This window comes from bacterium, from assembly GCA_026129405.1.
Lineage (GTDB): Bacteria > Desulfobacterota > Binatia > DP-6 > DP-6 > JAHCID01.
Genome location: JAHCID010000002.1, coordinates 554,756 through 566,844 on the forward strand (window position 1 = coordinate 554,756; position 12,089 = coordinate 566,844).

Here is a 12,089-nt window from a genome sequence, read left to right on the forward strand (position 1 = left end):
GAAGACCACCGCCGCCGCCCCGCGGACCCGCCGCAAGAAGGTGGCCGAGAAGGCCCCCGAGAAGGTCGCCGACCCGCTCGAAGCGCTCGAGACGCTGGTCGCCGCGCCGCTCGCCGCCGAGGCCGAGCCGGTCGTCGAGACGACCCCGGCCGAGCATCCCCTCGAGACGCCGCTCGATCCCGAGCCCGCCCCCGTCATCGTGACGGTCGTACCGGAGCCCGGCCTCGCGGCGCGCATCCCCGAGCCCGATGCCCCGCGGCCGCGCCCGGCGCACCGCCGCGGCGTGTTCTTCGACGTCGAGAACACCAGCCGCGCCGCCGACATCTCGCGCGTGCTCGCGCACCTCGATCTCGACTGGGTCGGCACGAGCACCGAGTTCTTCGCGGTGGGCAACTGGCGCGTGGTCGGCCACGACACCGCCCGCCTGCTCGCGCACAAGGGCGCGGCGCTGGTCCACAGCGCACCGTCGGTCGGCGTCCGCGACTGGAGCGATCTGCGCATCGCCGTCGCCGCGGGCGTCTGGCTCGCGGGTGCGCGGCCCGGCGACGTCATCGAGATCGTCTCCGACGATCAGGCGTTCGACGCCGTGGGCGACGTCGCGGCGAGCCTCGGGGTCACGTTCCGCCGCACCTCGTACCGGGCGCTCGCGGGCGGGCAGGTCGAGGAGCCGGTGCCGGCGTCGAGCACCGCCGACCGCAGCCGGCGGCGCGGTCGCGGCGGTCGCCGCGGCGGCCGCGGTCGCAGCGAGCGGCCTGAGCGCGTCACGCCGCGCGAGGAGCCCCGCCACCGCGACGACGCGCGCGCCGCCGCGAGGAGCCGCGGCACCGCGACGACGCCCGCCGCCGCGAGGAGCCGCGGCACCGCGCCGCGGTCGCGAGCGAGGAGGCCGCGGCGGTGCCGCAGACCGCGCCCCACGACGAGATCGTCGACGTGGTGCGCGATCTCATGGTCGGCTCGCCGAGCGGCGTCACGCTCGACGCGCTCGCCAACGAGCTGCGTACGCGCGGCTTCAGCCGGCCGCCGGGATCGCCGCGGCTGATCACGCGGCTGCGCCGGATCAAGGAGCTCGACGTCACCGCGCGCGGGCTGATCCGCGTGTTCGATCCCGATGCGCCGCCGGCCGCCGAGCCGCGCGGCGCGGCGCGGTCGCAGACCGCGGTCGTGCCGCTGTCGGACCACCTGCCGCTCGAGGCGCCGGACGAGGACACCTTCGGGTTCCAGGGTCTGGAGCCGGGGGAGGGTGCGCCGGTCGAGCTCGAAGCCGAGCTGCTCACGCCCGAAACCGGCGACGACGAGGGCGGCGACGACACGGAGCCGTCGGGGGCCGCGGGCGAGGCCGGTGCCGAAGGCACGGCGCGCCGCCGCCGCCGTCGCGGCGGACGCCGCCGTCGCGGACGTCGCAGCGGCGCGTCGGTCGCGGCTGCCGCGCCCGAAGGGGTCTGAGGGCCTCGCTCAACGCCGCACGTCGATCTCCCCCGTCGCCCGCAGTCCGGCCTCGATGGCGCCGTCGAGGTAGCCGGGATGGTCATGGGCGGTCTCGGTGCCGGCCCAGTGGATGTGGTCGATGGGCGCGTGCGGGAACGGCAACTCGGCCGGTGAACCCGGTCCGGCCAGTGCCAGGTACCCACCGCCGGCGTTCTCGTCGAGGTGCCACGACTTCTCGTGCCAGCTCGCGGGCTCGAGGACTTCGCGGCCGACGTGCGGGACGAGGTCGTCGAGGAGCATCGCGCGGCGCTTCGCCGGGTCGAGATCGTCGAGAAGCCGCGCGGTCGGACCTCCGACGAGGATGACCAGATGGCCCGGCCCGCCGGGTGCACCGCTGTCGAAGACGGCGCGGCCGGGGGCGTCGAGGACGATGAACTCGCCGCCGCCTCGCTCTCGCCAGAACGGCGCTTCGTACACGGCGATCCCTTTGAAGACCGAGCCCATGTAGGTGGTTTCCTGCAGGGCTGTGAGCGCCATCGGAAGCGGCGGATCGAACCGGATGCGCCTGGCCAAAGGCGGCGGCACCGTGACGATCACTTTCGACGCGCGCACCTCGCCGTCCGTCGTCGCGACGGTGACGCCGGCATCGTCCTGCACGATCGCCGTCACGCGACGCCCGGTGCGGATGCGGGGTCCGACTTCGCTGGCCAGGTGATCCGTGAGGGAGCCGATGCTTTCCTCGACCAGCGTGTCCTGCGCGCCCCCTGCCGTCGACAGCATCGTGCGGAGGCCGCCCTGGCGCCGAATCATGTTGACCATCGAGTCGACCGTCATCTTGTCGAGATCGGCCGTCCACGACACATCGGCCAGGACGCCGAGGAGCCGGCGCGCCGTGACGCCCGGCACCTTCTTCAGCAACGACGCGACGGTGGTGTTCCGCCGTCGCCGCGGAGTCGGGAGCCGAGTGAGAGCCTCGACACCGACGAGCGCGATCACCGCCAGCAGCATGGACGGTGACGCCAGGGACACGCGGCGCTCGTCGTCGAGCAGGGTGGGGACGCCCTTCGTGTGCATGCGGAACGGCGTCGCGCCGAGCTCGGCGGCGAGCGCGGCGATGCGGTGGTGGTCGTGCCCGATCCACTGACCGCCCAGGTCGACCCGCGAGCCGAGCGCCGTCGTCGCGCTCATCGCCCGCCCGCCGGTACGGTCCGCAGCTTCCAGCACGAGAAACGCGACGTCCCGCCGCTGGAGCTCACGTGCCGCGATCAATCCGGAGAGTCCCGCGCCCACGATTGCCACGGTCGTGGCGTCTGGCTCTCGCATCGAAGTCTCTCCTCGTGGCAACGCGGAAGCTCACCCGGCGCGCGGACGGACGAGGTGTAGCCCGCGCAGCTCGGCGATGGCCGTGCTGATCGAGCCCTCCATGAGCGTCAGCGAGTGGCGATACACGTAGGACCGGACACTCAATACGGATAGCGCGGCCAACCACATGCACTGCACGCAACGACGCACTGCGCCACACTGCGCGACTATGAACACGCGACAGCGTCGTGCGCCTGCCCGCCGGTCGGCTCTCGTCGACTTCAGCCATCTAACGGGCTCGGCGTTCAGCTGCCGGCGCAGCCGGGCGGCTGCAACGGCGTCTTGTGCACCTCAGCGACGTCTCCACGCCCGCGGGTCCCTGGCGCAGTGGAAGACGGCACAGACTAGAATCTCGGCCTCACCGATCTCGTAGAACACGGCATACGGAAAAAACGAGAGAGGAGCGCACGGCGCATATGGTGATCGACGAGCCCATAGGCAGCCGGATGCCGTCTGATGGCGACGAAGCGTCGATCGACGGCTCGGAGAAACTCGCGTCCCAGGGTCGAACGCCGGGCAGAGTACCAGGCTCGGGCCTCCGCAAGATCAACCTCTGCCTCCGGTAGTAGCCACAGCGGTTTCACTTCTGCCGTTCGAGCCTCCGGCGCACCTCGCCCCACGGGCGAGCGGCCTGCGGATCTCGCGCATGCGCTCGGCGGCGCCGTGCCAGCTCCTTACGCTGAGCATCGGTGACAGGAACCACCTCAGGGGTGGACGCGAGACTGTCCCACAGCTCCTCGATCAGGCTGAGACGGGCCTTGGCACTCAGGGCGAGGGCTTCTCTGCGGACGGCGCTCATGGCTGTGTTCTCCGCCTGTCGACTTCGGGCAGCAAGCCGGCGTCAGTGTGTCTAACGTCGTGCGGATCAGCCGCGCGCCCGGCGACGCACGCCGGATTTCCCGGGGCTCGAGCGCGCCGGCTGCCTCCGCTTGTTAGCGCGCTTGCGGCTCGCGAGCCACCGTTCGAAAGACCCTTGGCTCTCCGCGGAGGGGCGGCCTGCAAGAACTCCTTCAACACTGATGTCCTCATCAAGGTCGGGCCAGTGGACGCCTTCGCCCGAACCGATCAGTCTCCAGTGTCGCCGCTCGCGGACCGTTCCGGACACCAGGCGCGGATACCAGGCCAATGGCACGGTCACGGAGCGGCCGTCACTCAGATCGATGGCGAGTTCGTCCTCCCCAATTCTGACCGCCACCGCCGACGGCTGCTCAACCCTTGAAGTACTCATTCCACGCCCTCACAAATCGTTCCTGATGGTCAGCGACGATGCTCGATACACGGGATAGCTCATGGCGGACCAAGCCGCGACTCGAGTGGAGGCGGACCGGCGCAAGCCAGAACGTGGCGCTCCCGCCGCCACCCTCCACATGCACGTGAAGCGGCTCAGCGCGATCGCTCGCGTAGAAGAAGAACCGGTAAGGCCCCACTCGCAGGATCGTCGGCATCGCTGACAGGCCCTCTGATCCATTCCGACCTTGGCGCGCTAACGACCTGGGCGCTCAGCCGCCGGCGGAGCCGGTCGGCTGCAGCGGCAGGTTAGCCAGCCCTCCGACCCGCCTTCCTACGCGCCGGCATCGCCTTGATTACCGAGCGCAGGAACGAGTTGACTGAATCGGACGAGTTGAACACCGATGTGACGTCGGGCGCGAGCACCACGGCGACTGCGTTCTTCGGCACCTGCCCTGCGAACCGATTCGCCTTCGCCGTCCGATAGTCGAAGCGATACTCCGGACGCATGTCCGTCGCCGAGGCCACGCTACGCTTACGAGGTGCCTTCTTCATAGTCCTGCCTTTCCTGTCGCGTCGCCCTGCGCGCGCTGAATATGCGAATGCGGGCGGACCGCTGAACGAAGCAGATGACAATCAGCCGGCGGCGAGCATCGTGACCGACTAGTATCTCGCGCGCCTCGCTGCCGGAGTGATCCGGGTCGTCGAAGATGCGGGCCAGAGGGTCTCCGAATGCGCCAACGGCCTCCTCGAACGAGACGCGATGCTTCTCTCGGTTCCCCGCCGCCTTCTTCGGGTCCCATTCGAAGCTCAAGTCCATCGAGAGCTGCCACTTCTAGCATGCGGGAGCGCGATTTGCCGCCTGGCTAACAACGACTGGCGCTCGACTAGCCAGCGCCGTCGCCATTGCCGATTCTCTTCTCGAGTTCACGAAGCCACACCCGCTCTCGAGATGTTAGACGCTGTGGCGCTTCACGCCCGATCGCGATGAAGACCGAGGCAAGCCCGTCCCACCGTGTGGGCTCACCGTAACGGCCACGGATGATCTTCGATGGATGCCTCGCCAGGTGCACGCCCCTTCTCACTGCTGCTCTTACGCGCGTTGCACTTGTTACATGCCACGGCGAGATTCTCCCGTAAGCACCCCCGTCAAGGACCCCAGGCATTGCTGGACTCCATCGGGGTTGGGGGCCGCGGGAGAAAGCGCGTGGACGGGACGTCGCCCAGCGATTCGTGCGGCCGGTGGTCGTTGTCGGTCACGAGCCAGTCGTCGGTCTGCCGTTGCACCTCACGCACCGACCCGAAGAGGTGCGCGTCGAGCACTTCGTTCCGGTAGGTGCGGTTGAAGCGTTCGATGAAGGCGTTCTGATCGGGCTTGCCGGGCTGGATGTACCGGATCGCGATGCGGTGCTGCTGACACCAGTCGGCGAAGAGCTGGGCCGTGAGCTCCGGCCCGTTGTCGACGCGCACCGCCTCAGGCCGCCCGTAGATCTCGATCAGCTGCTTGAGCACCCGCACGACGCGCGCCGCCGGGAGGGCCGTCCCGACCTCGATCGCGAGCGCTTCCCGGTTCGCCTCGTCGAGGACGTTGAGGGTTCGAAACGGCCGGCCGCCGTAGAGCGCATCATGCATGAAGTCGAGGGCCCAGATGCCGTTGAGTGTGGAGGGGGCGACCAGCGGCTCGCGCAGGCGGGTCGGGACGCGCCGCTTCGTGCGCCGCGGCAGATTCAAGCGCAGCGCGCAGTACACGCGATGCACGTGCTTGTGGTTCCAGCCGTGGCCATCGAGGCGCAGGCGCGTGAAGCACTTCCAGAAGCCCCAGCGGCCGTGCTGCTCGACGAGCGCCAGCAGCGCCGCGATCACCGCCGCATCCCGGGTCGTCGCCTCCGCCGGCCGTCGATACCATGCCGTCCGCGACAGCCCGACCGCTCGGCACGCGCGTCGAACCGGGAGCTGATGCTCCGTGACCAGGATCGCCGTCACCTGGCGCCTCGCGGCCGGCCCTACAGCTTTCGCTGCAGGACGTCCTTGATCGCGGCGTTCTCGAGCGCGAGCTCCGCGTACATCCGCTTGAGCTTCGTGTTCTCGGCCTCGATCTCCTTCATCCGCCGCAGCTCCGCGACGGACGTCCCGGCGTACTTCGCGCGCCAGTTGAAGTAGGTCGCGCGGCTGATCCCGTGGCGGCGCAACAGCTCAGCCACCGGCACGCCGGCTTCTCCCTCCCGCAAGATCGACACGATCTGCTCTTCCGCGAAGCGGGACTTGCGCATGTTCCCTTCCTGCGACGGCCCGCGGAGTCTACCATCGCGCGGTGTCCGAACGAGGGGTGCTTACGCTCCGACGCGGCTGCCCCACCTCTCGCATGCGGCGTGATATGGTCGATCACGCAGGCGAGCTGGTCAAGAAGCGGCGCGGCGTCGCGTCGATAGCGAAGGTCGTAGTACGCGAGCGGGAGTTTCGAGGCCCTTCCCCCGAACGAACGAGGCGAGGTATTTCATCGCCAGCGGAAAGATCGTCGGCGCCCGTGGCAGAGTGAGCACAGCCAGCGATCCCTGAACAGGACCTCGACCTGGATTGCCACAGGGATCGTCGTTCGCTTCTCACCCATGGTGCCTCGTCCGCTGGGGCTGCCCAACAGCCGGGCGATGAGCGGCCGGCGTAGCCGGTCCGCTCCATCGGCGGGTTAGGCGGCCGCACTCGACTTCGCCCGCTCATAGAGAGTCTCCGGGGCGATGTCGGCGCCGTTCGGCCAGGTCACCGTGCCGCCCTCGATGAAGAAGCGCGCGAAGTAGTCTTGGTCCCGGAGGGGCTCGAACACCGGCCCGTTCAGCCAAGGAGCAAAGTCCACCACCGCCTCCAGCCCATCGTTGAAGGTCAGATGGATGGAGTACCCGCCACGGTGCTCCGCTCTCGTCACGTTCGGCAAGAAGCTCATGGTTGTCCTCAATCCAGCGGCGCGATCTTCTCAAGCGGCTCACCCGCCTGCACCCGCCGCCAGTTCGCTTCCAGGTCGGGCCCATGAAGGCTGGCCCACTCTTCTACCAACCTCAGAGCGGTCCGTGAACGGATCGCCCCGGCGAGCACTTTCCCGTCGAAGGTGACGGTCGCCTGCTGCCCCTGGTACTCCACATGGAAGTGGGGCACGCCATGCTCTTGGTAGAACATGCGGATCACGATGCCGAAGAAGGTGGAGATCACCGGCACAGGCAGTCTCTACTCCCCTTCGGTTCCTGCTGCCTAACGACCAGGCGATGAGCGGCCGCGGGCAACACGCCCGCTTCGATTCTCGCCGCGCCCGTTCGTTCCCGCGGTCCGCTCCATCGCCAGGTTAGACGACGAGATGAAGGGTTCGCCCATCTTACTTCACTCCGATTCCGAAGCGGTGGAGCTTCCGCGGCAAGACATCATCAAGGCGCGCGATATCCACCTCCTCCAGCTCCAGGAGGTTGAGCTTGTGCCGCTGGTAGAGCTTCAGCTTTTCCTCTCGACGCCTCTGGTAAGCGGGCGAATCGAGCCCCCAGTGCTCGATGTAGCAACCAGCGCCGAGGTCGATGTGGAAATCACAGAACGCGTTCTCTGGTATGGGTAGCCGACGCTCATACGCATGAGGCACATGATGATGGTGGAGCCAGTTGCAGATCGTCAGCTCCGACTTCGACCGGACGAAATGGCCATCGTCTGCACGAAGCTGCACCGGGGGCGTAGGTCGCGGATCCGGCTGCGGGTCGCTCCGCTGTTGGGACCGCTCGACGAGCTCGACACTCGCCTGTACCGGAGCGAAGAGGACGCCCTGATCCACACCACCATCCGACATCACTTCGGGCCGCGGCTCGAAGAGGCAACTACCCTTCGGCTGCCAGATATCCCGGAGAACAAGGCGCCAGTTGTTGTCACGGCGTGTATACCAGTTCTGGTTCACGTCGGTGACCCGAGTGAAACGAAACCGGACCGGATAGAGTTCGCCGCGCTGCTTCCCGTAGGTCCAGACGGGCGTGTCATCGTAGAAGACGTCGCCATCGATGACCGCTCGGAAGAGTGCGAGCGGGCCGGCGCAAGCGACGAACTCAGCAGCCGATCCGAAGCCGCACTCCTGCAAGATCGCGCGGCACTCTTCCCTGCGATGCCGCCCACGGGGGAGACCCCAGAGCAGCTTCTTCCGTCCGAGCATCCAGTGATCGACGGAGCCGCTGAGCAGGAAGATGCGCCTTGGAAGTGCGGTCATGTTCTTCGCCGGAGTCGTCTAACGCCCCTGGCGATCAGCGGCGGGTTAGACGCTCTCACGGGCATCCGTCTCGCCAACGCTCGCTCAGCCGCCAGCGGCAGCCTGACCAGCACGAAATTGGCGGCGGGATAGAGGTAGTCCTCTCCGGACTCGTCCACCACACGAACGAACCCCTCTCGTGCCGCAAGCGCGTCGGGCAGCTTCACGTACAACTTCCGTAGCTCGAGGTCTTCGCACCCGGAGTTGCGGACGCAGAGCAGATACTGCTTCTTCCGCATCGCGCTCATCAGTCGAGCAGCCTCTTCACTTTCATCCTGACCCTCCCAACACCGTGCGCCTCGTACCAGTGTACCTCTGCCTGCCGCACGCGCCCACCCCGAAGGCGGACGAACGCGACCCCCTTGAGCTTTCGCCACCGCCCCCGGCCGTGCTGCCGCCTGAGGCGTGCGAGATCGCGGATGCCTTGCCTTGACGCGATGACGACCACGTCCTCGATCTCACTGAGCAGCTCGAAGTACATGCTTCGACTCGAGGCACGAGACCGCGGTGCGTCTAACGCCGTAGCGCTGAGCGCCCGGCGACTGCTCGTTACTCATCGCCGAAATAACCTCCGCCCTCTTTCCATATCTCGTATCCATCCAGTTCTTCGGCACTCACGACTCCGGGTGCGATGAAGACTGGTTCCCATGCGAGGAATGCCCTTCGGGTCAGGGGAAGATGTCCCATCCCGAATCCGTCGGCGTCGTCGACACTTCCCAGTGTCAAAGAGCTCGGGTCGGCAGTCGCCGGGCGCGTGGAGAACTTCTTTTTGTAAAGCCTCATGTGCACGCCGCGATCATCGAGCGCGAGAATCTTTGCGATGCGATAGTGGCCCTCGCCGTCGTCGACCGAATAGAGAGCCCCGACTTCAAGCTTCGGTTGAGACGGGCGACAGCCGCAGATCTCAGAGAGTCCAAGGAGCACGATGGGAACCAGTGCGAATCTCATCCGTCGAGCCTGTCTCAGCACGTCTAACGAACCTTCGACCGACCTGCCTAATCCCGGCCCCCACGCGGCGCTCGCGGCCTATCCGCGGCGCCGGGCGGGCGGGAAGGAACAGGCAAACTCCGAATATCCCGGCGGGCCTCGACCGCACGTGTGGCCGACTTCGCGCGGATAGGCGGCGACGGTTCGCAGCCTATCCGCACCGGACCTGCAGCGCCCGACCGCGCTGGCGCCAGTCCATCGACAGGACTTCGCACGCCCAGGCCGCCGCGGTTGAGGACGTGCGTGTAGATCATCGTCGTGCGGACGTCGCGGTGGCCGAGCAGCTCCTGCACGGTGCGGATGTCGTATCCGTCCTCCAGCAGGTGCGTCGCGAACGAATGCCGGAACGTGTGGCAGCCCGCGGGCTTCGCGATGCCCGCCGCGAGCACGGCCTCGCGCACGACGCGCTGGAGGGCCGACTCGTGGAAGTGGTGCCGCCGCTGCTGGCCCGTCTCGGAATGCCGGTAGGAGCGCGTGGCGGGAAACACCCACTGCCACGGCCACGAGCGGCCGGCATTGACGTACTTCCGGTCGAGCGCGTGCGGCAGCTCCACCCATCCGGCGTCCCGGGCCAGGTCGTCGGCGTGTTGCCGTCGCACGCGTGCGAGGTGGGCGGCCAGCGGTTCCCGCACGACCGCCGGCAGCATCGTGCGCCGGTCGCGCCCGCCCTTGCCGCTGCGCACGACGATCTCTCCACGCTCGAAGTCGACGTCCTTCACCCGCAGTCGCAGGCACTCGAGCAGGCGGAGGCCGGCCCCGTAGAGCAGCGCCGCCATGAGCCACCGGCTTCCACCGAGCTGCCCGAGGACGGCGGCCACCTCGGCGCGGCTCAGCACGACGGGCACGTGCGCCGGCCGCTGCGCGCGGACGAGGCCGTCGAGCCACGGCAGATCGACGTCGAGCACGTGCCGTGTAGAGGAAGAGCAGGGCGCTCAGCGCCTGGTTCTGCGTCGACGCTGCCACCCGCCGCTCCACCGCCAGCGCCGAGAGGAGCGCCGGCACCTCGTCCGCGCCGAGCGTCGGCGGGTGCCGCCGGCCGTGGAACAGGATGTAGCGTCGGATCCAGAAGACGTAGGCCTGCTCGGTTCGGCGGCTCATGTGCCGCGTCTGCAGCGCGATGCGCACGCGATCGAGCAGGCGCGGCTGACGCTGCCCGTACGCCGGCGGCTGCTCGGCGACGGCGAACGCGACGGCGGTGGCCGGAACAGGCATGCGAGGAATGAAACTACCCCGCCAAGTGGCGCGCGTCCATGGTCGTGACCGGATCATGCCGAGCCGAGACGCCGGCGAGCCAGTCGGGGCTCCCGGGATGCCGACGTTTCGGCCGGAAACGGACGAGGCGGGGCTGACGCGCGTGAACCACTCGCGCGGGTCAGCCCCGCCCCCTTCGAGCCAGCGATTTCCTTGACGCTCGGTTCCCCGCGGCGTTACCGTCCTCCAGGTGCCGGAACGATGAGTGCCATGCACACGAGACGGACGATGAGGCTTCGACGAGGACGCACTCGTGCGGGCGTCCTGCTCGGCACCCTCATCCTCCTGCTTCTCGCGCCCGGGACGGAGGCCGCGTCGCTCGCGAAGCAGTGCCGGCGCGAGTGCAAGGACGAGACTCGCATCTGTCGCGAAGGGTGCACCGGCTCGACCGTTAAACCGCGGCGCAAATGTCGGAAGAGCTGCAAGCGCACGCTCATCAAACGGTGCAAGACCGAGGGACTGACGGTCTGCGACGGCTCGGGCGATCCCTGCGGCAACGCCGCGAGCTGCGACCGCCAGACCGTGGGAGCAGACGAGGTCGTCACCGGATCGACCGGCACCGGGTATCGGACGATCATCAACGGCCCCGCCGGTGCTGCCGAGATCGTCTGGACCGTGTCCGGCGACTCGACGACCTTCCAGTATCGGCCGGCCGGCGGCGTCCCGGGACCGGTGGTCACCGTTGCCGGCGCGCCTGCCGACGCGGCCGGGGTGAGCAGCGCGGCGCTGCTCCTTCACCGGAGTCGCGCGAGCGACGCAGGCGTCACGGCCTCCTACACCGGCCCCAACACGCTCTCGAACACCTCCGGGTGTGATCAGCTGCACGAGCTCGACTGCGGGCCGATCGGCAAATGCTGCGACGTCCACGACGACTGCATCACCACGCACTGCGGGAATCAGGGGGAGTGCGGCAACGTGTTGGGCGCCCTGGAGGCGGCATACGGACCGGCGCCGTGCTCGGCCGATTGCCTCGAGTGTCACGGGCGGGTGGTGAAGTGCTTCTTCGACGGCTCGCAACCGGGCCCGAGCGATTGCTGCGAAGGTGGCGACTGCGGGCGGTCCCAGGAGTGCATGATCGACGGGCGGGTGATCACCGATCCGTGTGTCTGCAAGAGTGCGGGAATCGCCAGCGTCACCGAATGTGTTCAGACGTGCGCGACCGAGTGCACACCCAACTTCGCCGGGTGCCTGCCCGACGGCGCGTTCTCCCAGAGCTCGCGCTGCTGCTGCTCGTGCAAGCTCCGAATCCCTGGCGGATCCATTCCTAACCACTGCGCGTGTCAGGAGGACTGCTGCCCGGACATGCCGGGGTGCGCCCCCGCCGGCACCGGCGTCGGTCACTACTCGGCGTGTTGCTCCTGCTCCGTCGAGGGCTCGGGGCTTTCGGGCACGTGCCAGTAGGACGTCTCGTCTAGCCCAGCGGCGCGCCCGTCACACCGCGAAGCTGCTCGCAGCTCCCGTCCCGCGCGGACCCTCGTTTCGAATCGTGCGACGGCGGTGCCGCGCCCCCGGGACCGCGTTTCGGACCTCGCAGAGGCGGTGCTGTGCGTGTCCGACGACGATCCACATCCTGATC

General features: G+C 68.4%; 14 protein-coding genes and 2 pseudogenes. 3 read left to right on the forward strand and 13 right to left on the reverse strand.

The features are described 5' to 3' along the window. The first annotated feature begins 40 nt into the window (after positions 1–40). Positions 41–1,039, forward strand: a complete 999-nt coding sequence (locus KIT14_10860; GenBank protein ID MCW5891039.1) for a hypothetical protein — start codon at positions 41–43, stop codon at positions 1,037–1,039. Continuing rightward, a complete protein-coding gene (locus tag KIT14_10865; protein MCW5891040.1) occupies positions 931–1,443 on the forward strand; it encodes a hypothetical protein in 513 nt (170 codons plus the stop codon). The genes KIT14_10860 and KIT14_10865 overlap by 109 nt, the downstream gene beginning before the upstream one ends. 9 nt (positions 1,444–1,452) lie before the next feature. Here the strand turns inward: KIT14_10865 and KIT14_10870 are convergent, their stop codons facing one another. From KIT14_10870 to KIT14_10930, 13 genes and pseudogenes are all read right to left on the reverse strand, one after another. Next, a complete protein-coding gene (locus tag KIT14_10870) occupies positions 1,453–2,748 on the reverse strand; it encodes an FAD-dependent oxidoreductase (GenBank protein ID MCW5891041.1) in 1,296 nt (431 codons plus the stop codon). Between the two features lie 619 nt (positions 2,749–3,367). Beyond that, entirely contained in the window at positions 3,368–3,586 is a 219-nt protein-coding gene (locus KIT14_10875; GenBank protein ID MCW5891042.1) for an addiction module protein, read from the reverse strand. Positions 3,587–3,652: 66 nt separating this feature from the next. After that, positions 3,653–4,015: a DUF2442 domain-containing protein gene (locus KIT14_10880; GenBank protein MCW5891043.1), complete on the reverse strand. Its 363-nt coding sequence runs from the start codon at positions 4,013–4,015 to the stop codon at positions 3,653–3,655. Then, complete coding sequence (locus KIT14_10885) at positions 3,996–4,232, reverse strand: DUF4160 domain-containing protein (GenBank protein ID MCW5891044.1); 237 nt, start codon at positions 4,230–4,232, stop codon at positions 3,996–3,998. Before KIT14_10885 ends, KIT14_10880 begins: the two co-directional genes overlap by 20 nt. A gap of 317 nt (positions 4,233–4,549) precedes the next feature. Then, positions 4,550–4,834 carry a BrnT family toxin gene (locus tag KIT14_10890; GenBank protein ID MCW5891045.1) on the reverse strand — a complete coding sequence of 95 codons (285 nt, stop codon included), beginning with the start codon at positions 4,832–4,834 and terminating at the stop codon, positions 4,550–4,552. Between the two features lie 329 nt (positions 4,835–5,163). After that, a pseudogene (locus tag KIT14_10895) lies at positions 5,164–6,284 on the reverse strand (IS3 family transposase). 413 nt (positions 6,285–6,697) lie between these two features. Further along, positions 6,698–6,949 carry a DUF2442 domain-containing protein gene (locus tag KIT14_10900; protein ID MCW5891046.1) on the reverse strand — a complete coding sequence of 84 codons (252 nt, stop codon included), beginning with the start codon at positions 6,947–6,949 and terminating at the stop codon, positions 6,698–6,700. Between the two features lie 8 nt (positions 6,950–6,957). Further along, complete coding sequence (locus tag KIT14_10905) at positions 6,958–7,218, reverse strand: DUF4160 domain-containing protein (GenBank protein MCW5891047.1); 261 nt, start codon at positions 7,216–7,218, stop codon at positions 6,958–6,960. Between the two features lie 154 nt (positions 7,219–7,372). Next, positions 7,373–8,236, reverse strand: a complete 864-nt coding sequence (locus tag KIT14_10910; GenBank protein MCW5891048.1) for a hypothetical protein — start codon at positions 8,234–8,236, stop codon at positions 7,373–7,375. Beyond that, positions 8,233–8,514, reverse strand: coding sequence for a hypothetical protein (locus KIT14_10915; GenBank protein ID MCW5891049.1), 282 nt, complete (start codon positions 8,512–8,514; stop codon positions 8,233–8,235). The genes KIT14_10910 and KIT14_10915 overlap by 4 nt, the downstream gene beginning before the upstream one ends. An 8-nt stretch (positions 8,515–8,522) precedes the next feature. Further along, a complete protein-coding gene (locus KIT14_10920) occupies positions 8,523–8,756 on the reverse strand; it encodes a hypothetical protein (GenBank protein ID MCW5891050.1) in 234 nt (77 codons plus the stop codon). A gap of 68 nt (positions 8,757–8,824) precedes the next feature. Next, positions 8,825–9,223 (reverse strand): hypothetical protein, encoded by a 399-nt coding sequence (locus tag KIT14_10925; GenBank protein MCW5891051.1) that lies wholly within the window; start codon positions 9,221–9,223, stop codon positions 8,825–8,827. Between the two features lie 224 nt (positions 9,224–9,447). Further along, positions 9,448–10,399, reverse strand: a pseudogene (locus KIT14_10930) (integron integrase). 342 nt (positions 10,400–10,741) lie between these two features. Between KIT14_10930 and KIT14_10935 the strand changes: the two are divergent. Beyond that, positions 10,742–11,914 carry a hypothetical protein gene (locus KIT14_10935; GenBank protein ID MCW5891052.1) on the forward strand — a complete coding sequence of 391 codons (1,173 nt, stop codon included), beginning with the start codon at positions 10,742–10,744 and terminating at the stop codon, positions 11,912–11,914. Positions 11,915–12,089 lie beyond the last annotated feature (175 nt).